Source organism: Serratia sp. CY84636 (assembly GCF_052166245.1).
Lineage (GTDB): Bacteria > Pseudomonadota > Gammaproteobacteria > Enterobacterales > Enterobacteriaceae > Serratia > Serratia nevei.
In genome coordinates this window covers 272,459-292,821 of the sequence record NZ_JBJNOX010000001.1, presented here as the reverse complement: position 1 = coordinate 292,821, position 20,363 = coordinate 272,459, and the positions used below count along the sequence as shown (strand labels likewise).

Annotated in this window: 18 protein-coding genes; 9 read left to right on the top strand and 9 right to left on the bottom strand. The window is 62.7% G+C overall.

Annotated elements, in window-relative coordinates:
- Nucleotides 1-153 precede the first annotated feature (153 nt).
- From allC to allE, 3 genes are read left to right on the top strand one after another with little or no spacing between them, the layout of a single operon-like run.
- Nucleotides 154-1,401, top strand: coding sequence for an allantoate deiminase (allC, locus tag ACJ8QI_RS01470; RefSeq protein ID WP_142109381.1), 1,248 nt, complete (start codon nt 154-156; stop codon nt 1,399-1,401).
- Nucleotides 1,398-2,657, top strand: coding sequence for an MFS transporter (locus ACJ8QI_RS01465; RefSeq protein WP_142109380.1), 1,260 nt, complete (start codon nt 1,398-1,400; stop codon nt 2,655-2,657). The genes allC and ACJ8QI_RS01465 overlap by 4 nt, the downstream gene beginning before the upstream one ends.
- Before the next feature lie 57 nt (nt 2,658-2,714).
- Complete coding sequence (gene allE, locus ACJ8QI_RS01460) at nt 2,715-3,500, top strand: (S)-ureidoglycine aminohydrolase (RefSeq protein ID WP_096241984.1); 786 nt, start codon at nt 2,715-2,717, stop codon at nt 3,498-3,500.
- Nucleotides 3,501-3,553: 53 nt separating this feature from the next.
- Here the strand turns inward: allE and ACJ8QI_RS01455 are convergent, their stop codons facing one another.
- The 7 genes from ACJ8QI_RS01455 to ACJ8QI_RS01425 all read right to left on the bottom strand — a co-directional run bounded on the left by ACJ8QI_RS01455 (nt 3,554) and on the right by ACJ8QI_RS01425 (nt 11,288).
- On the bottom strand, nt 3,554-4,696 hold the full coding sequence (locus ACJ8QI_RS01455) for a glycerate kinase (RefSeq protein WP_442531983.1): 1,143 nt from the start codon (nt 4,694-4,696) through the stop codon (nt 3,554-3,556).
- 128 nt (nt 4,697-4,824) lie between these two features.
- Complete coding sequence (locus tag ACJ8QI_RS01450) at nt 4,825-6,078, bottom strand: MFS transporter (RefSeq protein ID WP_235210391.1); 1,254 nt, start codon at nt 6,076-6,078, stop codon at nt 4,825-4,827.
- 254 nt (nt 6,079-6,332) lie between these two features.
- On the bottom strand, nt 6,333-7,214 hold the full coding sequence (gene glxR, locus ACJ8QI_RS01445) for a 2-hydroxy-3-oxopropionate reductase (protein WP_033647242.1): 882 nt from the start codon (nt 7,212-7,214) through the stop codon (nt 6,333-6,335).
- A 10-nt stretch (nt 7,215-7,224) separates the two neighbouring features.
- A complete protein-coding gene (hyi, locus tag ACJ8QI_RS01440; protein WP_033647243.1) occupies nt 7,225-8,004 on the bottom strand; it encodes a hydroxypyruvate isomerase in 780 nt (259 codons plus the stop codon).
- Nucleotides 8,005-8,015: 11 nt separating this feature from the next.
- Complete coding sequence (gene gcl / locus ACJ8QI_RS01435; protein ID WP_033637372.1) at nt 8,016-9,797, bottom strand: glyoxylate carboligase; 1,782 nt, start codon at nt 9,795-9,797, stop codon at nt 8,016-8,018.
- A gap of 119 nt (nt 9,798-9,916) precedes the next feature.
- A complete protein-coding gene (gene allR, locus ACJ8QI_RS01430; protein WP_442531982.1) occupies nt 9,917-10,732 on the bottom strand; it encodes an HTH-type transcriptional repressor AllR in 816 nt (271 codons plus the stop codon).
- A 70-nt stretch (nt 10,733-10,802) separates the two neighbouring features.
- Nucleotides 10,803-11,288, bottom strand: coding sequence for an ureidoglycolate lyase (locus ACJ8QI_RS01425; protein ID WP_142109377.1), 486 nt, complete (start codon nt 11,286-11,288; stop codon nt 10,803-10,805).
- A gap of 353 nt (nt 11,289-11,641) precedes the next feature.
- Between ACJ8QI_RS01425 and allS the strand changes: the two genes are divergently transcribed.
- The 3 genes from allS (at nt 11,642) to ACJ8QI_RS01410 (ending at nt 13,998) form a co-directional block, all read left to right on the top strand.
- Entirely contained in the window at nt 11,642-12,556 is a 915-nt protein-coding gene (allS, locus tag ACJ8QI_RS01420) for an HTH-type transcriptional activator AllS (RefSeq protein ID WP_442531981.1), read from the top strand.
- A 72-nt stretch (nt 12,557-12,628) separates the two neighbouring features.
- Complete coding sequence (locus ACJ8QI_RS01415; protein ID WP_004940203.1) at nt 12,629-13,534, top strand: SPFH domain-containing protein; 906 nt, start codon at nt 12,629-12,631, stop codon at nt 13,532-13,534.
- Nucleotides 13,535-13,536: 2 nt separating this feature from the next.
- Nucleotides 13,537-13,998, top strand: coding sequence for an NfeD family protein (locus ACJ8QI_RS01410; protein ID WP_198636185.1), 462 nt, complete (start codon nt 13,537-13,539; stop codon nt 13,996-13,998).
- On the opposite strand, the gene cueR is transcribed toward ACJ8QI_RS01410, so the two are convergent.
- Nucleotides 13,995-14,396, bottom strand: coding sequence for a Cu(I)-responsive transcriptional regulator (cueR, locus tag ACJ8QI_RS01405; protein WP_047728634.1), 402 nt, complete (start codon nt 14,394-14,396; stop codon nt 13,995-13,997). The genes ACJ8QI_RS01410 and cueR overlap by 4 nt on opposite strands.
- A gap of 108 nt (nt 14,397-14,504) precedes the next feature.
- Between cueR and copA the strand changes: the two genes are divergently transcribed.
- From copA to ybaK, 3 genes are all read left to right on the top strand, one after another.
- Nucleotides 14,505-17,216, top strand: a complete 2,712-nt coding sequence (copA, locus tag ACJ8QI_RS01400; protein ID WP_442531980.1) for a copper-exporting P-type ATPase CopA — start codon at nt 14,505-14,507, stop codon at nt 17,214-17,216.
- A gap of 133 nt (nt 17,217-17,349) precedes the next feature.
- Nucleotides 17,350-18,156: a TraB/GumN family protein gene (locus tag ACJ8QI_RS01395; RefSeq protein WP_442531979.1), complete on the top strand. Its 807-nt coding sequence runs from the start codon at nt 17,350-17,352 to the stop codon at nt 18,154-18,156.
- A 228-nt stretch (nt 18,157-18,384) separates the two neighbouring features.
- A complete protein-coding gene (gene ybaK, locus ACJ8QI_RS01390; protein ID WP_442531978.1) occupies nt 18,385-18,864 on the top strand; it encodes a Cys-tRNA(Pro)/Cys-tRNA(Cys) deacylase YbaK in 480 nt (159 codons plus the stop codon).
- A 10-nt stretch (nt 18,865-18,874) separates the two neighbouring features.
- Here the strand turns inward: ybaK and dacB are convergent, their stop codons facing one another.
- The gene (gene dacB / locus ACJ8QI_RS01385) at nt 18,875-20,341 is read right to left on the bottom strand and encodes a D-alanyl-D-alanine carboxypeptidase/D-alanyl-D-alanine endopeptidase (protein ID WP_442531977.1); all 1,467 of its coding nucleotides are present in this window, start codon (nt 20,339-20,341) and stop codon (nt 18,875-18,877) included.
- Between the last annotated feature and the right edge of the window lie 22 nt (nt 20,342-20,363).

Sequence of the window (20,363 nt, the reverse complement as noted above, 5' to 3'; positions counted from 1 at the left end):
GCTTTTTACGCCGCGGCTCGCGGTTGAAATGTCAGAGCCGGGGAGAAAAAAGAAAACCTTCATCAGCGCGCTCAGCGCAATAGGTCGGCCGGCGGCGAATAGCATCAGCCCTGGCCGCATCGCCGCTGAGACACAACATGCGGGCAGGTAAACATGAAAGACTTCCAACAAGAAATCCGTGATATTTCCGGCTGGTTATCGAAAATCGGCGCCGATCCCAGCGGCGGCATGACGCGTCTGCTTTATACCCCGGAATGGATCGAAGCGCAGCACGCGTTGAAAAATACCTTCGAGGCCGCCGGGCTGAGCACCCATTTTGATGCGGTCGGCAACCTGTTCGGCCGACTGGAGGGCAGCAAATACCCCGACCAGGTGATTCTCTCCGGTTCGCACATCGACACGGTGGTCAACGGCGGCAACCTCGACGGCCAGTTCGGTATCGAAGCCGCCTTCATGGCGATCAAACACCTCAAAGACACCTACGGCCCGCCGCTGCGCAGCCTGGAAGTCATCGCGCTGGCGGAAGAAGAAGGCAGCCGCTTCCCTTATGTGTTCTGGGGCAGCAAGAACATCGTCGGCCTGGCCCGGCGGGAAGACGTGCAGCACATTACGGACGCCAAGGGCGTCGGCTTCGTCAACGCCATGCGCGACGCCGGTTTCGATTTCCCTCCGCCGCATCAGCCGCTGCGCAGCGACATCGCGGCCTTCGTCGAGATCCACATCGAGCAGGGCAAGGTGCTGGAAACCGAAGGCAAAACCATCGGCGTGGTGACCAGCATCGTCGGCCAACGGCGTTATGACGTGCGGCTGCAGGGCGAAGCCAACCACGCCGGCACCACCCCGATGAGTTACCGCCGGGATACCGTGCATGCCTTCAGCCGCATCTGCTGCGAATCGATCGCCAAGGCGCGCGCCGAGGGCGATCCGCTGGTGCTGACCTTCGGCAAGGTGGAGCCGAAGCCGAACACCGTCAACGTGGTGCCGGGCTTCACCCACTTCACCCTCGACTGCCGCCACACCGATCAGGCCGCGCTGCTGCGCTTCACACAGGAGATCGAGCAAGATATCCAGCGCATCTGCGCCGAGATGGGCATCGAGGCCGAGATCGATCTGTGGATGGACGAAGCGCCGATCCCGATGAACGAACAGCTGGTGGCCTGCGTCAGCCGCCTGTGCGAAACGCAGCAGCTGAATTACCGCATGATGCACAGCGGCGCCGGGCACGACTCGCAAATCTTCGCTCCGCGCGTACCGACGGTGATGATGTTCGTGCCGAGCATCGCCGGCATCAGCCATAATCCGGCGGAAAAAACCGCCGTCGCCGATCTGAACGAAGGGGTGAAAATCCTGGCGCAGACGCTGTATCAGCTGGCCTACACCGAACAGGGGGCCGAGGCATGAGCAACGACATCGACCCGCGCTACTGGAAAAAGATCGTCGTCGTGCTCTGTCTGGGCTGGGCGGTGATCTGGATCTATCGCACCGTCCTGACGCCGATCTTCCCCGAGATCCAACAAACCATCGGCGCGCACTCCAATGCGGAAATGGGGCTGATCGCCAGCTTCTACTTCTTCGCCTACACCGGGATGCAGATCCCGGCGGGCATCCTGGTGGACAAATTCGGCAAGAAGGTGGTGCTGATCCCGGGCTTCTGCCTGTTCATCATCGCCACGCTGCTGATCGGCAACGCCACCAGCCTGACCATGGTCTATGCCGGCAGCCTGCTGGCGGGCATGGGCTGCGGCTCTTATTACGGCTCGGCCTACTCCCTGTCGTCGGAGAATATCCCGCTGGAACGCCGTGGCCTGGCGACCGCGGTGATCAACAGCGGCTCGGCGCTCGGCATGGCCATCGGCCTGATCGCCTCCAGCCTGCTGGTGAAAAGCTTCAACATGAACTGGCAGATCATGCTGTTCATCATCACCGGCCTGCTGGTGGTGATGACGCTGGTGTTCGCCGTGGTCATCAAAGGCTCGCAGCCTCAAGCCGCGGCGGCCGTCAGCCAGACCGCTGCGCCGACGGCTGCCGAACCCGAAGAGGACAGCCAGGCCAGCGGCCTGTTCAGCCTGCGCATGATCTCCGCCTACGCGATGTACTTCGCCACCTGCTACGGCTACTACATGATAGTCACCTGGCTGCCCTCGTTCCTGCAGCAAGAGCGCGGCTTTGAAGGGGTGGCCATCGGCTTCTCCTCCGCCCTGGTGGCGTTCGCGTCGGTGCCGGGCGCGCTGTTCTTCAGCCGCATGTCCGACCGTTTCCGCAACAAGAAGGTGCAGCTGATCATTTTTCTCGAGCTGTGCGCGGCGGTGATGCTGGTTTGCACCGTCATTTCGCCGGACTCAACCATGCTGCTGATCAGCCTGATCCTGTACGGGTTGCTGGGTAAGCTGGCGGTCGATCCAATCATGATCTCCTTCGTCGCCGACAACGCGCCGAAGAAAGGCTATGGCACCAGCTTCGGCGTGTTCAACTTCTTCGGCATGTCCTCGTCGGTGATCGCCCCCTTCCTCACCGGCGTGATCTCCGACAGCACCGGCTCCAAGGTGATGGGCTTTTACATCTCCGCCGCCATCCTGCTGGTGGGCACCGCCATTTTCTTCACCGTCAACGTCTTGATGAAACGCACTACGGCAGCCCGAACGGCCACCGAGGCCTGACGGCGCTTTTTTACCGGGCGCCGCCGCGGCGCCCTTTCAACGATCAGGAGAATCAACGTGGGTTACTTCAACAATCAAACCGGTTATCCAACCGACATTCTGTCAACGCGCGCCATCATCAAACGCGGCAACTATGCGCTGATCCCGCCGAACGGTCTGGTGCGCAACGTCATTCCCGGTTTTGAAAACTGCGACGTCACCATCTTGTCGACGCCGAAACTGGGTGCCACCTTCGTCGATTATCTGGTGACGCTGCACGACTGCGGCCGCAACACCAAAGGCTTTGGCGGCGAAGAGCTCGAAACCTTCGTGTACGTCATCGACGGCGCCATCACCGCTTCCGCCGACGCCACCGACTACCCGCTGACCGCCGGCGGCTACCTTTACTGCCCGGCGGGCGTCACCCTGCGGTTGGAAAACGCCAACGGCGGCCAATCCAGCCGCCTGTTCCTCTACAAGCGCCGCTATCAGCGCATCAAGGGTTACGAGGCGCACGTGGTCAGCAACAACGTCGCCAACCTGGAGCAGATCCACTACGAGGGCATGAGCGAGGTGATCCTGCAGGATCTGCTGCCGAAAGATCTGGGCTTCGACATGAATATGCACATCCTCTCCTTCGCCCCCGGCGCCAGCCACGGCTACATCGAGACCCACGTGCAGGAGCATGGCGCCTACATTCTCAGCGGTGCCGGCGTGTACAACCTGGACAATGAATGGATGCCGGTGAAACAAGGCGACTACATCTTCATGGGCGCCTATGTGCAACAGGCGGGCTATGCGGTGGGCCAGGAAACCTTCAGCTACATCTACTCCAAGGACTGCAACCGCGACGTCGAGCCGTAAGCGCTTCGCCGCCAAAACCAAGGCCACCTGCTCGCGCAGCGTGGCCTTCTTTTTTATCCCAGTCGACGGCCGATGCGCATCGCGCGGGCGACGTTGGCGGCGCTGCGCTGCAGGTTGAGTTCCCCTTGCGACAGCGCGACCGCCAGCGTACTCAGGCGCGGCAGAATACTGAACATCGCGTCGATCCCCTGCGCGTGCAGCGCCTCCGCCCCGTCCTCCACCACGCCGGCCAGCGCGATGACCGGCAGGCCGCGCGCGCGCGCCAGACGAGCGATGCCGGACAGCGCCTTGCCGCCCAGCGTTTGGCTGTCGATGCGCCCTTCGCCGGTGACCAGCAGATCGGCCTCCGCCAGCGCCTGCTCCAGGCCCAGCGCCGCCATCACGATCTCGATGCCCGGCTTCAGCGTTGCGCCGAGAAACACCTGGCAGGCGATCCCCATGCCGCCCGCCGCCCCGCCGCCGGCGACGTGCCGCACGTCGCGGCCGGTACTCTGGCGGATCACCTCGGCATACTGCGTCAGGCCCTGTTCCAACTGCGCCACCATCGCTGCCGTCGCGCCCTTCTGCGGCCCGAACACCGCCGCTGCGCCGCGCGGCCCCACCAGCGGATTGTCTACGTCGCAGGCGACCTCTATTCGGCACTGCCGCAGGCGCGCATCCAGCGTACTGAGATCGATTCCGCTCAGCGTCGCCAGCTCGCCGCCGCCCCACGGCAGCGCCTTGCCGTCCGGGCGGTAGAAGCGCCCGCCCAGCGCCTGCACCATGCCGACGCCGCCATCCACCGTGGCGCTACCGCCGATGCCGAGGATCAGGTGGCGAATGCCCTGATCCAGCGCATGCAGGATCAATTCGCCGGTGCCGTAGCTGGTCGCCAGCAGCGGGTTACGGCACTCGGCCGGCGTCAGCATTAACCCGCTGGCCGCCGCCATTTCGATCACCGCCGTCTTGCCGTCGCCGCTGACGCCGTAAAACGCCGCCACCCGTTCCCCCAGCGGCCCCGTGGCGGTCACGCTCACTTTGCGCCCGCCGGTGGCGGCCACCAGCGCGTCCACCGTGCCTTCGCCACCGTCGGCGATCGGCAGGCACACGCACTCGGCATCGGGATAAACCTCGTGAAAGCCGCGCGCGATCGCCCGCGCCGCCCGCTCCGCGCTTACGCTTTCTTTAAATGAATCCGGTGCAATAACAATTTTCATGATGCCTCCTTTATTCGAGACGAAATAAAAATGGCCATGCCTTCCCCCGCTGAAATAATCAGATGAGAAATGCATGGCGAAATAAAATAAAACTGTTGCCGACTATTTAATGAAGATAATGGGAAGTGTTATTTATTGACCCATTTCGCCGGCACGCTGTAGGTTAATATCGCCCCCAGTATCATCATTGTCGACAAGACGCACATCGCCGCCAAATTGCTGTGGGTCAGCTGTTTGAAATAGCCGATGATATAAGGCGAAATAAAACCGCCGATATTGGCGATGGAATTGATGAGCGCAATGCCCGCCGCGGCGCAGGTGCCGGTAAAAATGGCGTTCGGCAGGCTCCAGAACAGCGGCGACGGCACCAGGCTCGACGCCACCGCCACGCACAGCGCCGCCATCACCACGTGCTTGTTGTCCGGGAACAGGCCGATAAAGATCAGCGACACCGCGGCGATGCAGAACGGCACGATGATGTGCCAGCGCCGCTCGCGATGCTTGTCCGAACTGCGCGCGGCCACCAGCATCGCCACCACCGCCAGCATGTACGGCAGCATGGTCAGCAACCCGATATCCATCACCGAGGTCACGCCGGTGTCGCGAATGATGGTCGGAACCCAAAACGCCAGCCCGCCCTGGCCCATCACGGTGCAGAAGCAAATCAGCCACATTTTGGTGAACGCGGACGATCTCAGCATGCTTTTCATCGTCCATTCCTGCCCGCCGGCACAGCCCTGGCGCGGCGCGCTCTGCGCCATATCCTCTTTGATCAGCGCCTTCTCCTGCGGGCTGAGCCACTTGGCGCTCTGATAGGTATTATCCAGGAAACAGAAGATGACGACGGCGATCAGCAGCGCGCGCGGGCCGCTGATAAAGAACAGCCACTGCCAGCCGGAGAGGTTCATCAGGCCGTTCATGTGCTCGATGATCCACCCGCACAGCGGGCCGCCGATGATGTTGCTGACCGGGATGCCGCACACGAACAGCGCGGTCATCTTGGCGCGCTGGCTGGACGGGAACCACAGCGTCAGATAGAGGATCACGCCGGGGTAGAAGCCGGCCTCCGCCAGCCCCAGCAGGAAACGCGCCAGGTAGAATTGCCAGGGGTTGGTGATAAAGATGCTCAGCATCGAAATCGCCCCCCACACCACCATCAGCAGCGCGATGATCTTTCTGGCGCCGTAGCGGCTCAGCAGAATGTTACTGGGTACCCCGGCGATGATATATCCGATGAAAAACACCCCGGCGCCCAGCCCGTAAACGGCTTCGGCCATCGAGACATTGCCGTTCAGAATATCGGGCATCATTTGGAATTTCGAAAATGAGATCCCAACCCGATCGAGATAACCGACGATATAGCTCACTAATAAAATGGGCATAATGCGCCAGGCGATTTTTCGATATAAACGGTTTTTGTCAGGGGCGGTAAGAATATCTTTATCAATAACAGCATTATCGGTTGCCATATTCAGTGTCTCCTCGGTTGGCATCCTGCTTTTTACTTTTTATTGTGCTGAATCATTTTTTATTGGATTGGCGGGGACCCTCTTTATTTATCATAAAGAGGGCGTTATTAATGTCGAACATCTCTGATTCTAACGATAAGCCGGCAAATCAAATGCCGGGGGTGCTCTTAGCCGGCCACCCGGTGGTTGCCCATGATTTCCAGCGCACGCACCAGCGCGGAGTGATCCAGCTCGCCGTCGCCATTGGCGGCGCAGACGTTGAACAGCTCCTGGCAGGTGGCGGTATTCGGCAGGCTGAGCGCCAGCGCCTTCGCGCCCTGCAGCGCCAGGTTGAGATCCTTCTGGTGCAGCGAGATGCGGAACCCCGGCGCGAACGCCCGCTTGATCATCCGCTCACCGTGCACCTCCAGAATGCGCGACGAGGCGAAACCGCCCATCAGGGCTTCGCGCACCCGGGCCGGATCGGCGCCGGCGCGCGAGGCGAAGACCAGCGCCTCGGAGACCGCTTCGATGGTCAACGCCACGATGATCTGGTTGGCGACCTTGCAGGTTTGCCCGTCGCCGTTGCCGCCGATCAGCGTGATGTTCTTGCCCATCAGCGCCAGCAGCGGCTGCACCCGTTCGAAGGTCGCTTCCTCGCCGCCCACCATGATGGTCAGCGTGCCCTGTTTGGCACCCACTTCGCCGCCGGAAACCGGCGCGTCCAGATACTGGGCGCCCAGCTGGTTGATACGCTGCGCGAATCGCTTGGTCTCCAGCGGTGAAATGGAGCTCATGTCCACCACCACTTTGCCGTTCAGCTTGCCGGCGGCGCAGCCGCGTTCACCGAACAGCACCTCTTCCACCTGCGGCGTATCCGGCACCATGATAAAGATCACGTCCGCCTCATCCGCCACCTGCTGCGGATCGCGGCAGGCGATGGCCCCTTGCTGCAACAGTGCCGCCGGCACCTCATGCCGGGTGTGGGCGTAAAGCGTGTGCCCACCCGCCAGCAGTTTTTCCGCCATCGGCGCGCCCATGATGCCCAGACCGATAAATCCCACTTTCATTTTCATCTCCTCAAGACAGGTATTTTTTAATCCATGACAGGCCGCTTTCCGTGGTGGTGAGCGGTTTGTATTCACAGCCGATCCAGCCGCGATAACCCATGCGATCCAGCTGCGCGAAGATAAACTCGCAGTTGATTTCACCGGTGCCCGGCTCGTGCCGCCCCGGATTGTCGGCGACCTGAATGTGGTCGATCTTCGCCAGCAGGCGCTCAAGGGTCTGCGTCAGCTCTCCCTCCATGCGCTGCATGTGGTAAAGGTCGTACTGCAGATACAGGTTGGGGCTGCCGATCGCCTCGATCAGTTCGATCGCCTGCCGGGAGGTTTGCAGGTAGAACTGCGGCATGTCGTAACGGTTGATCGGTTCGATCAGCAGACGGATATTCTGCCGCGCCAGAGCGTCGGCGGCGTAGCTCAGGTTCTCCTTCACCCGTTCGTCGGTGGCGTGGCGGCCGACGGCGGGATCCGGATTGCCGATCAGGCAGTTGATGCGATCGCAGCCCAGCGCCTGCGCATACTCGATCGCGCGCCCGACGCCGTCGCGGAACTCCGCTTCGCGCCCCGGCAAGCAGGCGATGCCCCGTTCGCCCGCCGCCCAGTCGCCGGCCGGCAGGTTGAACAGCACCTGGCTCAGGCGATGCGCCTCCAGTTCGCTGCGCAGCGCGGCGATCGGGTAGTCATAGGGGAACATGTATTCCACCGCGCTGAAGCCCTGCTCCTTCGCCCGGCGGAAGCGCTGCATGAAATCGACTTCGGTGAACAGCATGGACAGGTTGGCTGAAAATTTCGGCATGGTAAGGTTCCTCAACGGTAATCAAAGAAGTTGACCGAGGTCGGCGCGTCTTCCGGCGTTGCCGCCACCGGTTCGAACTCGTTGACGTTATCCAGCTCGGTGCCCATGGAAATATTGGTGACGCGCTCCAGGATGATTTCCACCACCACCGGCACCCGGTGCTGCTGCATCAGCTCCTGGGCCTGACGAAACGCCGGCGCAATCTCTTCCGGTTTGAACACCCGCAGCGCCTTGCAGCCCAGCCCTTCCGCCACCTTGACGTGATCGACGCCGTACTCGCCAATCTCCGCATTGTTAATGTTTTCAAACGACAGCTGAACGCAGTAATCCATGTCGAACCCACGCTGCGCCTGGCGGATCAGCCCCAGATAGGCGTTGTTCACCAGCACGTGGATATAGGGCAGTTTGAACTGTGCTCCGACCGCCAGCTCTTCAATCATAAATTGGAAATCATAGTCGCCCGACAGCGCGACCACCTTGCGCTGCGGATCGGCGGCGCATACGCCCAGCGCCGCAGGCAGCGTCCAGCCCAGCGGGCCGGCCTGGCCGGCGTTGATCCAGTGACGCGGTTCGAAAACGTGCAGCATTTGCGCGGCGGCGATCTGCGACAGACCGATGGTGGTGACGTAGCAGGCATCGCGGCCAAAGGCGCGGTTCATCTCTTCATACACCCGCTGCGGCTTGACCGGCACGTTGTCGAAGTGGGTTTTGCGCAGCAGCGTTTGCTTGCGCTGCAGACAGGCAGCGCACCAGGCGTCGCGATTCGGCAACTCGCCGCGCTCGAAGCGGCGCTTTGCCGTATCCACCAGCATTTGCAGCGCAATGCGCGCGTCGGAGACGATGCCCAGATCCGGGCAGATCACCCGGCCAATCTGCGTCGGCTCAATATCGATGTGCACCACCTTGCGCCCGGCGGTGTACTTGTCTACCGAGCCGGTGTGGCGGTTGGCCCAGCGGTTGCCGATGCCGAACACCAGATCCGAATCCAGCAGGTTGGCGTTGCCGTAGCGGTGCGAGGTTTGCAGGCCCGCCATGCCCGCCATCAGCGGGTGATCGTCCGGAATGGCGCCCCAGCCCATCAAGGTCGGGATCACCGGCACGTTGCAGATCTCCGCCAGCTGCTGCAGCAGATCCGCCGCGTCGGCGTTGTGAATGCCGCCTCCGGCGATGATCAGCGGTTTTTTCGCCGCGCACAGCAGATCCAGCGCTTTGTCGATCTGCGCCTGGGTGGCCGCCGGCTTATAGGCGGGCAGTGAAGAGTAGGTGTCCGGATCAAACTCGATCTCCGCCATCTGCACGTCGAAAGGCAGGTCGATCAGCACCGGGCCCGGCCGGCCGGAGCGCATCAGGTGGAACGCCTGCTGCAGCACGCGTGGCACCAGCGCCGGTTCCTGCACGGTGACCGCCATCTTGGTCACCGGCTTGGCGATCGATTCGATGTCTACCGCCTGAAAATCTTCTTTGTGCAAACGCGCACGCGGCGCCTGGCCGGTGATGCACAGGATCGGGATCGAATCGGCGGAGGCGGAGTAAAGGCCGGTGATCATGTCGGTGCCCGCCGGGCCGGAGGTGCCGATGCACACGCCGATGTTGCCGGCGGCGGCGCGGGTGTAACCTTCCGCCATGTGCGAGGCCCCTTCCACGTGCCGCGCCAGGTAGTGTTTGATGCCGCCGTGCCGCCGCATCGCATCGTAGAACGGGTTGATCGCCGCGCCGGGCACGCCGAACGCGGTGGTGATCCCTTCTTTTTCCAGCACGTGCATTGCCGCGTCTACCGCTCGCATAATTGCCATGTGATGCTCTCCTTAATTTATTGGAAAATTTTTCCAACTTAAAATTGCGGTCAAAAAAACCCGTTTGCTCATCAAACGGGGAGTCTTGCTCCGCGCCGGTTCAGCCCGGCGCGCGACGTTTACGCCTTGCTGCGCGATTCGCCCAGCGCGGCGCTGATGTCTCTGGCCACTTCACCCACCAGTTCGCCCAGCTCCTTGAACCGCTCCTTGCCGACCCGCGAACTCGGCCCGGAGATGGAGATGGCGGCGATCACGTTGTTGTTGCGATCGAAAATCGCCGAAGCCAGGCAGTTCAGGCCAAGCGCGTGCTCTTCATCGTCGATGGTGTAGCCCTGCGCCAGCGACTGATGCAGATCCTTGCGCAGCAGGTTCACGCTGGTCAGCGTCTTGGGCGTGTAGGATTGCAGCCCCGAACGCACGATCAGATCCAGCATCTCCTCTTCCACCAGCGGGTACAGCAGCGCTTTGCCGGCGCCCGAGGCGTGCAGCGGCAAGCGGCTGCCCAGCGGCGCGCACATGCGCACCATCGCCTGGCACTCGCATTGGCGAATCAGCACCGCGTCGAAATTGTTGCGGATCGCCAGGTTGGCGGTCTCGCCGGACAGCAGCATCAGCCGGCGCATGAACGGCCCGGCCACCGATACCACGTCGCGATCGTTCATGTAAGCGGAACCGACGGTGAAAGACTGAATGCCGATATGCCACCAGCCCAGCTGTGGATCCTGAAAGACGAATTCCGATTTCTCCAGCACTTTCAACAACCTGAAAGTAGTTGATAGCGGCAACTCCAGCTTTTCGGACAGCACGGAAACCGACGAACTCCCCCCGGCGTTGGCCAGGTACTGGAGGATCTCCAGCCCGCGATCCAACGCCTGCGCCCCTTTGGTGGCGCCGGCTTCGGTGGCGGGTCGTCCTTTCCTGCGTAATTCGGTCATTCAAGCTTCCTTTGTCAGTAACGGCATGGGTGACGCTATGATAAACGCCCTGCGCGGCGTGCGGCCAGCGCTATGCCAAAACTATGCGATACGGCTCCGGCAAGCGGCTGACCACGCAGTTGTCGGCACCTGCGCGATCGATGGTGAAAAAGTCGGTGACCTTCGCATAGGCAAACAGCGGATGGTGCCAGACATTGCGGTGATAGTTAATTCCCTGCTTGCCGTTGGTGATAAAGGCGCGCAGCGTGCCGATGGGGATGGTGTCGCCCGGTTCGGCGACGATCACCACGAAGCGTTCGCCGTTCATCGGCACAAAGGCCTGCGACGAGAGCGGATGCTTTTCCAACAGGGAAAAGGTCATCGGCAGATCGCAGGGTTCCGCCCGGTTGATGCTGGCCAGCACCCGGTTGCCGTCGGACACCTCTATCTTGGCGAGATCGTGATAACGCTCGGTTTTTCCGTCATTGATATGAAAGAAACGCGAGCCCTCTATCTGCAATACATCGCCGTAAGGCGCAAAGGCCGCCGGCGTTAATTCTTCGATGACTAAATCCATGTGATTCTCCCAAGCGCATGACCCAGACGGCGATTGAACGGCGATATTTCACCCAACGCCTTCACTCTAGACAGCGCGTGGTGAATTTGACAGCATTTTTTTGGAAAATTTTTCCACAACAAGATCACCCGCACACTTTACGATCGAAGAGCCATATTAGTTGCTTTAAATCAATGAATTAAAAAACCGCCCAATTCATCATCGAGCAAAATGGGGCGGCGCGCGTTCATCGCTATCGGGTGATTCTGTGACCGGGATCGTGGGGTTGGGCTTTGCCGCTGCCTATCGCGCCGCAACATCAGTAGATTCTTCTCACCGATAACCGAAAAGGCGGTGTCAGCCAAGGACCCCTCATGCTGGATCACGAAACCATTCGTTCGTTTATCAAAGTTGCCGAGTGCCAAAGTTTCTCCCGCGCGGCGGAGCTGCTGCACAAAACCACCGCCACCATCAGCTACCGCATCAAAACGCTGGAAGAGAGCATCGGCACGCAGCTATTTATCCGCACCACCCGCACCGTCAACCTGACGCCGGCCGGAGAGTATTTGCTGGAGCGCTGCCGCCAGTGGCACACCTGGCTGGACGCCATGCCGGGCGAACTGCGGCAAATCAACGACGGCGTAGAGCACCAGGTGAATATCGTTGTCAACAACCTGCTGTATGACGCCGCCGCCGTGGCCGGGCTGTTGGCCCACCTGCACGCCAAGTACCCGTTCACCCAATTTCACATTTCCCGCCAGGTGTATATGGGGGTGTGGGATGCGCTGCTGAATGAGGATTGTCATCTGGCGATCGGCGCGGCGGGCAATGAATCGCTGGAAAACAGCATCAAGGTGCTGCCGCTCGGCAAGATCGATTGGGTGTTCGCCATTTCGCCGACGCATCCGCTGGCCGCTGCCGCCGATCCGTTGAACGAAACGCAGCTGCGCCCTTACGCCGCGATCAACGTCGAAGATACCGCGCGCCATTTGGCCAAGCGCACCGCCTGGCTGCTGTCGGGCCAGCAGGAGATCAAAGTGCCGGACCTGCGCACCAAGCTGGAGTGCCATCTGCGCGGTCTCGGGATCGGTTTCCTTCCGCGCCAACTGTGCCAAACTTATCTTGATAGCGGCGAGTTGGTGGCCAAGCAGCTCAAATATCCGCGCCAGCCCTCTCCCCTGTCGCTGGCCTGGTCCGACGCTCGCGGCGGCGAAGCGGTGCGTACCCTTATCAGCCTGTTCCAGACGCAGGATCCGCTGATCGCGGGTTTGGTCAGCGCCCTGGATTAAGTCGCGGTATCAGTAGGCATTTTTCCGGCGCTGACGTAATATCTGTTTACATATGTCTGACAGGAGGTTTGCATGCTTACTTTTATTCCCATCGTGATCGTCGTCGCACTGATTGTGGTGTTCGCCGGCGTCAAAATTGTGCCGCAGGGGTTCCAATGGACGGTAGAACGCTTCGGCCGCTACACCAAAACGCTGATGCCGGGCCTGAACCTGGTGGTGCCGTTCATGGACCGCATCGGCCGCAAAATCAATATGATGGAGCAGGTGCTGGACATCCCTTCGCAGGAAGTGATTTCCCGCGATAACGCCAACGTGGCCATCGATGCGGTGTGCTTTATCCAGGTGGTCGACCCGGCGCGCGCCGCCTACGAGGTCAGCAACCTCGAACAGGCAATCGTCAACCTGACCATGACCAACTTCCGCACCGTGCTCGGCTCGATGGAGCTGGACGAAATGCTGTCGCAGCGCGACAGCATCAACAGCCGTCTGCTGCACATCGTCGATGAAGCGACCAATCCGTGGGGGGTGAAAATCACCCGTATCGAGATCCGCGACGTGCGGCCACCGGCGGAACTGATCGCCTCGATGAACGCCCAGATGAAGGCCGAGCGCACCAAGCGCGCCGACATCCTGGAGGCAGAAGGGGTGCGTCAGGCGGCCATTCTGCGCGCCGAAGGGGAGAAACAATCGCAGATCCTAAAGGCCGAAGGTGAGCGCCAATCGGCATTCCTGCAGGCGGAAGCGCGTGAACGCGCCGCCGAGGCCGAGGCGCGCGCTACCCAGCTGGTGTCCGACGCCATCGCCAGCGGCAACATTCAGGCGGTGAACTACTTCGTGGCGCAGAAATACACCGACGCACTGCAGAAGATCGGTTCCTCCAACAACAGCAAGGTGGTGATGATGCCGCTGGACGCCAGCAGCCTGCTCGGCTCGATCGGCGGCATTACCGAACTGCTGAAAGAAAGCAAAGGCAAATAATCATGCTCGAACTGATCGCGGCGAATCCGCTGTGGTTCTGGCTCTCCCTCGGGGGCGTGTTGCTGGCGGCGGAAATGCTCGGCGCCGGCGGCTACCTGCTGTGGAGCGGCGTGGCGGCGCTGTTGGTCGGCGCCCTGATCTGGCTGCTGCCGGCGCTCGCCTGGGAATGGCAGGGCGTGATCTTCGCCGTCCTGACCGTCGTCGTCGCCTACCTGTGGTGGTACTGGCTGCGCCGGCGCCCGGCGGCCGCATCCGGCGGTTCGCCGGTGCTCAACCAGCGCAACCGGCAGTTGATCGGCACCCGCGCCACGCTGACGGAGCCGATGCACAACGGCATGGGGCGCATCAATATCGGCGACAGCAGCTGGCGCGCGCAGGCGGCGGAAGATCTGCCCGCCGGCACCGAGGTGGAAGTGGTGGCAGTGGAAGGCGTCACGCTGGTGATCCGCGCCATCAACCGTTAATTCGAACGGCAACACCCCGCCAGGTTGTTGATGATGGGGCACTCCGCCCCCTCGTCGCCCGGGCATTGGTCGGCCAGCGCCAGCAGGCGCTGGCGCATTTCGCCCAGTTCGCTGATGTGCCTTTCGATCTCCGCCACCTTCTGCAGCGTGCGCGCCTTCACGTCGGCGCTGTGGCGGGCCGGATCGTTGAACAACGCCACCAGCTCGCGGCACTCGTCCAGGTTGAAGCCCACCTGCCGCGCCTGGCGCAGCAGCGTCAGCTCTTCAACGTGCCTGGCGGAATAGTGGCGGTAACCGTTATCGCTGCGGATCGGGGCGGTAATCAGCGCCTTCTCTTCGTAAAAACGAATCGTCTTGCTGGTTAGCCCGGTTTTTTTCGCGACGTCGCTAATATTCATTTTCCCTCCTTGACCTTACCCTTGCTGGAAGGTTTAAGCTCCATTCTTAGTGAAAACAGGTCAGGCGGTCAACCTTTAAACACCGCCCTTTAAGCAAGGAGTTCAATCATGTCACACACCACTATGCTGGCATTGCAGGGGCTGTCCTGCATGAACTGCGCGCAGCGGGTGAAAAAAGCCCTGGAAAGCCGCAGCGATGTCGAACAGGCGGACGTTAACGTGCATTACGCCAAAGTGACCGGCGACGCGCCGGACAGCGCGCTGATCGACAGCGTGATCGCCGCCGGTTATCAGGCCGAAGTCGCGCCGCACGCCGATACCGAACTGCAGCTGAGCGGCCTGAGCTGCATGCACTGCGTCGGCACCACCCGCAAGGCGCTGGAAGCGGTGCCGGGCGTGTTCGCCGCCGACGTCGCTATCGACGGCGCGAAAGTGTACGGCGATGCCGATCCGCAGGCGCTGATCGCCGCGGTGGAAGATGCCGGCTATCACGCCAGCGTAGCGGACGCCGTCGCCCCAAAAACTGAGCCGTTGACTGACGCAACACCTTCGTTGCCGGACGTTCAGCCAGCGGCGCAATCTCCCCTTCCGGCAACCGACGGCGCGGACGATAGCGTACAGCTGCTGCTCAGCGGCATGACCTGCGCCAGCTGCGTCAATAAAGTGCAGCAGGCGCTGCAAAGCGTTCCCGGCGTAGAGCATGCGCGCGTCAACCTGGCGGAACGCAGCGCGCTGGTGACCGGCGCCGCCGATGCGCAGGCGCTGGTGGCGGCGGTGGAAAAAGCCGGCTACAGCGCCGAAATGATTCAGGATGAAACCGAACGCCGCGAGCGCCAGCAGCAGACCGCACGCGCCAACATGAAGCGCTTTAGCTGGCAGGCGGCGCTGGGTCTGGCGTTGGGTATCCCACTGATGGCCTGGGGGCTGTTCGGCGGCAGCATGACGCTGACGCCGGAAACCCAGCGCCCCTGGCTGCTGGTCGGCGTCATCACCCTGGCGGTGATGGTGTTCGCCGGTGGGCACTTCTACCGCAACGCCTGGCGGGCGCTGATGAACGGCAGCGCCACCATGGACACCCTGGTGGCGCTCGGTACCGGCGCAGCCTGGCTTTACTCGATCGCCGTCAACATCTGGCCCGATTTCTTCCCGATGGAGGCGCGCCACCTCTATTACGAAGCCAGCGCGATGATCATCGGTTTGATCAACCTCGGCCATGCGCTGGAGCAGCGCGCCCGTCAGCGTTCTTCGCAGGCGCTGGAGCGGTTGCTGGATCTGACGCCGCCCACCGCGCGGCTGGTAACCGACGACGGCGAGCGCGATATCCCGCTGGCGGAGGTGCAGCTCGGCATGACGCTGCGGCTGACCACCGGCGATCGCGTGCCGGTCGACGGTGAAATCGTGCAGGGTGAAGTCTGGCTCGATGAAGCGATGCTGACCGGCGAAGCGGTGCCGCAGCAGAAAGGCCCCGGCGATACGGTGCATGCCGGGACGGTGGTCGACGACGGCAGCGTGCTGTTCCGCGCCGCCGCCATCGGCAGCCAAACCACGCTGGCGCGCATCATCAAACTGGTGCGTCAGGCGCAGAGCAGTAAACCGGCGATTGGCCAACTGGCCGACCGCGTCTCGGCGGTGTTCGTGCCGGCGGTGGTGGCGATCGCCCTGTTCAGCGCGGCGATGTGGTACTTCTTCGGCCCGCAGCCGCAGCTGGTCTATACGCTGGTGATCGCCACCACGGTGCTGATCATCGCCTGTCCGTGCGCCTTGGGATTGGCGACGCCGATGTCGATCATCTCCGGCGTCGGCCGCGCGGCGGAGTTCGGCGTGCTGGTACGCGACGCCGACGCCCTGCAGCAGGCCAGCCAGCTGGACACCCTGGTGTTCGACAAAACCGGCACCCTGACCGAAGGGAAACCGCAGGTGGTGGAGGTCCTGACCTTCAATCAGGTCAGCGAGCAGCAGGCGATCGGCTGGGCCGCCGCGCTGGAGCAAGGCTCCAACCACCCGCTGGCGCGCGCCATCATGGAACGCGCCGCCGGGCAAACGCTGCCGCAGGTCGCGCAGTTCCGCACCCTGCGCGGCGCCGGCGTCAGCGGGGAGATCGACGGCATGCCGGTGCTGCTGGGCAACGCCGCGATGCTGGAGCAGCATCAGGTTGCGACCGCCGAACTGGAAGCGCCGATGCGCGCCCAGGCCGAACGCGGCGTGACGCCGGTGCTGCTGGCCGTTAACGGTAAACCGGCCGCACTGTTCGCCATTCGCGATCCGCTGCGCGAGGACAGCGTCGCGGCGCTGCAGCGCCTGCACCAGCAGGGCTATCAGCTGGTGATGCTGACCGGCGACAACCCGGTGACCGCCAACGCCATCGCCAAAGAGGCCGGCATCGATCGGGTGATTGCCGGGGTGCTGCCGGACGGCAAAGCGGCGGCGATCAAGCAGTTGCAGGCGCAAGGCCAGCGCGTGGCGATGGTCGGCGACGGCATCAACGACGCCCCGGCGCTGGCGCAGGCCGACGTGGGCATCGCGATGGGCGGCGGCAGCGACATCGCCATCGAGACCGCCGCCATCACCCTGATGCGCCACAGCCTGCACGGCGTGGCGGATGCGGTAGCGCTGTCGAAGGCCACGCTGCGCAACATGAAGCAGAACCTGTTCGGCGCCTTTATCTACAATACGCTGGGTATCCCGATCGCCGCCGGCGTGCTCTATCCGCTGACCGGCACGCTGCTCAGCCCGGTAGTGGCGGGCGCGGCGATGGCGCTGTCGTCGATTACCGTAGTCAGCAACGCCAACCGGCTGCTGCGTTTTAAACCCAGGAAGTGATCGCCGGGGCGCCGTCATGGCGCCCCGCTGTTTTCCGGGCTTTCCTGCGCGGCGGATAGCGTTTAGCATGAATGACGATTTTCCCTCGCCTTTCATGCTGAAACGCGCACCCGTTATTCAGGAGCCACGCCGTATGGGTCAACTGTTACGCCGCCTCGCCGCCTTTCTCGGCGTGATCTCGCCCAAACGTTACGCTTATCCGGCGTTGGACATCACTCTGCCGGGCGATCGTCGGCTGCATCTGGTGGGCAGCATCCATATGGGCACCGTCGATATGTCGCCGTTGCCGCCCCGGCTGGCCGCCCGGCTGCAACAGGCCGACGCGCTGATCGTCGAAGCCGATATCACCGATTCCGCCTCGCCTTTCGACCACGCCGAGCTGCAGCCGGCGCTGGAACAGCGCCTGTCCGCCGAAGAATATCAACGGCTGCTGGCGCTGTGCCATGAGCTTGGCGCCGATCCAGACGCCTTCGCCACCCTGCCCGGCTGGCAGGTCGCGCTGATGATGCAGGCGCGCCAGGCTCAGCGTCTGGGGCTGCGGGCAGAGTACGGCGTGGACTATCAGCTGCTGCAGGCCGCCCGGGCGCAGGACAAACCGGTGATCGAGCTGGAAGGGGCGCAGCAGCAGCTGGCGATGCTGGAACAGCTGCCGGAAGGTGGCATTGCGCTGCTGCGCGATACGCTGGAGCACTGGCACACCAACGCGCGGCTGCTGCAAACCATGGTGAGCTGGTGGCTGGACGCCAAACCGCGCGGCACGCTGGACACCCTGCCCGCCACCTTCAGCGCCGGGCTGTACGACGTGCTGATGCATCAGCGCAATCGCGACTGGCGGCGTCAGTTGGAGGCGCTGCCGGCCGGGGACTATGTGGTGGCGGTTGGCGCATTGCACCTGTACGGCGAGGATAACCTGCCGGCGATGCTGCAGCCGCAGGGCTAAAAAAGAGGCCAATATCGCTATTGGCCAGTCAAAGAGGAATTTCTTGTATTCTAGTTATACGCATAGCAACCGTGTTAACGGTTACAGTAAACAGGGTAGCAACCCGGTGAATATCTTGGCAACCCGCTTTATGTAACAGCCGCTCAGGTTGCCGGGCAGGTCGGATTTTTGTATTTTTAAAGCTGGTTATCACCCTTCCCCCGCAGGGGGCATTCTGGACAACACATCATGACGCCCGCAGTCATTCTGCTCGAAAAACAAAAGGTCACCTTTACCCTTCATCCGTATCACCACGACAGCGACGAAACTAATTTCGGCGACGAAGCGGTGAGAAAGCTGGGGCTGGATGCCGATCGGGTTTACAAAACCTTGCTGGTGGCACTGAACGGCGACGCCAAACACCTGGCGGTGGCGGTCACGCCGGTCGCCACCCAGCTGGATCTGAAAAAGGTCGCCCGCGCCCTCGGCGCCAAAAAGGCCGAGATGGCCGATCCGCAGCTGGCGCAGCGCGTCACCGGGTATCTGGTGGGCGGCATTAGCCCGCTGGGGCAGAAAAAACGGCTGCCGACGGTGATCGACAGCCCGGCGCAAGCGTTCGCCACCATCTACGTTTCCGGCGGCAAACGCGGGCTGGACATCGAGCTGGCCGCCGCCGATCTGTGCCGCCTGCTGGCCGGCAGCTTCGCCGATATCGCCAAGCGCGACTGACGCCGCGCGCTCAGCGGCACACCACCGTGGCGTCACAGGCCGCCAGCGTCTCCACCAGGCGGTCCTCCAGCGCCTTCACCTCCGCGCCGGGCACCAGATAGTTGTTGCTGATGATGGCGAACGCCAGCGGCCGTCCGGTCGCCGAATCGACATAGCCGCTGAGCGACGAGACCCCGGTCATGGAGCCGCTCTTGGCGTGGGCGCGCCCGGCTGCCGCAGTCTTCACCATGCGGCTCTGCAGCGTACCGCCCACCAACAACCCCGGCTGGCCCGCGATGGGCAAGGCACGATACCAGTCGGCAAACCACGGTTGTTTTCTGGCCGCCAACAGCAGCGTCGTCAGTTGCTGCGGCGTGATTTGGTTCATGCGCGACAGCCCGGAACCGTCTACCTGACGGTACGCGCCGGCCTCGATGCCCTGGCTTTGCACAAACTGGCCGATCGCCTGCAGGCCGGCGGCCCAATCCCCCTTACCCTGCGTCTTGCGGCCCATCGCCTTGGTCAGTACCTCGCCGTAACCGTTATTGGACACTTTCAGGAAGGTGACAACCAGGCGGGAGAGCGGCGGCGAGGTTTTTTCGGTCAGCAGACGAGCGCCCGCAGGCGTCACGCCCTCTTCCGCGTTGCCGCGCAGCGCGATGCCCTGCGCGCGCAGGGCATTTTGCAATAAGGCGCCGATCACGCGAGCCGGTTGATCGACGGTGATCAATCGCGAGCGGGTCTCCGCCTGCGCGGCGATGGTGCCGCTGACCACGATCCGGTTGCTGCCCGGCTGGCGATCGAACGTCAGTGCGGTGTCGCCGCCGGTGGTGGTGCGGTTGACCAGCGTCACCGCATCATTGGCGGGATAGACACTCACCCGCCCTTGCGCACCGGCGCGGTTGCCCGGCTGCACGTCCACCCGCACCACGTTGATATCGCCGCCGGGGGTAAAGGCGTAGTTCAGCGCCGAGATCGGCGCGGCGAAGGCGAAGGGTTCGTCGTCCCAGCTCCAGCCGGCGCCGAAGGGGGTTTGATCGAACGCGTTGGCGTCGAGGATCAGCCGCCCATGAATCTGGCGAATGCCGCGCTGCGCCAGCGTGGCGGCGAAGGTGTCGAGATCGTCAGGATGCAACGTCGGATCGCCGCTGCCCTGCAGATAGAGATCCCCCTGCAAGGTGTCGCCGCGCTGCTCGCCGGTGGTCAGCAGCCGGGTTTCAAATCGGTAATCCGCCCCCAGCACGCCGAACGCCGCCAGAGAAGTGAACATCTTCATGTTGGAAGCCGGCGCCAGGCGCTGCTCCGCGTGCGCCTGATACAACACGGTGCCGCTGTCGGCATCGCGCACCATCACGCCGCTCGACGCGCCAACCAGCGCCTTGTCTTGGCCGATGGCCGTCAACGCCTGGCTGAGCGTTTGCTCATGGCGTTGGCCGGATGACGAACACCCCGCCAGCGCCAGGATGGCGGGCAGCAGCCAGCCTGCGGTTTTCAACATGTCATCTCCCTGCTTGCGTTAT

Bases quoted from the DNA above. Each gene is read 5' to 3' on its own strand.
- allC (WP_142109381.1), top strand. From the start codon at position 154: ATGAAAGACTTCCAACAAGAAATCCGTGATATTTCCGGCTGGTTATCG.
- ACJ8QI_RS01465 (WP_142109380.1), top strand. From the start codon at position 1,398: ATGAGCAACGACATCGACCCGCGCTACTGGAAAAAGATCGTCGTCGTG.
- ACJ8QI_RS01455 (WP_442531983.1), bottom strand. From the start codon at position 4,696: ATGAAAATTGTTATTGCACCGGATTCATTTAAAGAAAGCGTAAGCGCG.
- ACJ8QI_RS01450 (WP_235210391.1), bottom strand. From the start codon at position 6,078: ATGCCCATTTTATTAGTGAGCTATATCGTCGGTTATCTCGATCGGGTT.
- glxR (WP_033647242.1), bottom strand. From the start codon at position 7,214: ATGAAAGTGGGATTTATCGGTCTGGGCATCATGGGCGCGCCGATGGCG.
- hyi (WP_033647243.1), bottom strand. From the start codon at position 8,004: ATGCCGAAATTTTCAGCCAACCTGTCCATGCTGTTCACCGAAGTCGAT.
- gcl (WP_033637372.1), bottom strand. From the start codon at position 9,797: ATGGCAATTATGCGAGCGGTAGACGCGGCAATGCACGTGCTGGAAAAA.
- allR (WP_442531982.1), bottom strand. From the start codon at position 10,732: ATGACCGAATTACGCAGGAAAGGACGACCCGCCACCGAAGCCGGCGCC.
- ACJ8QI_RS01425 (WP_142109377.1), bottom strand. From the start codon at position 11,288: ATGGATTTAGTCATCGAAGAATTAACGCCGGCGGCCTTTGCGCCTTAC.
- allS (WP_442531981.1), top strand. From the start codon at position 11,642: ATGCTGGATCACGAAACCATTCGTTCGTTTATCAAAGTTGCCGAGTGC.
- ACJ8QI_RS01415 (WP_004940203.1), top strand. From the start codon at position 12,629: ATGCTTACTTTTATTCCCATCGTGATCGTCGTCGCACTGATTGTGGTG.
- ACJ8QI_RS01410 (WP_198636185.1), top strand. From the start codon at position 13,537: ATGCTCGAACTGATCGCGGCGAATCCGCTGTGGTTCTGGCTCTCCCTC.
- cueR (WP_047728634.1), bottom strand. From the start codon at position 14,396: ATGAATATTAGCGACGTCGCGAAAAAAACCGGGCTAACCAGCAAGACG.
- copA (WP_442531980.1), top strand. From the start codon at position 14,505: ATGTCACACACCACTATGCTGGCATTGCAGGGGCTGTCCTGCATGAAC.
- ACJ8QI_RS01395 (WP_442531979.1), top strand. From the start codon at position 17,350: ATGGGTCAACTGTTACGCCGCCTCGCCGCCTTTCTCGGCGTGATCTCG.
- ybaK (WP_442531978.1), top strand. From the start codon at position 18,385: ATGACGCCCGCAGTCATTCTGCTCGAAAAACAAAAGGTCACCTTTACC.
- dacB (WP_442531977.1), bottom strand. From the start codon at position 20,341: ATGTTGAAAACCGCAGGCTGGCTGCTGCCCGCCATCCTGGCGCTGGCG.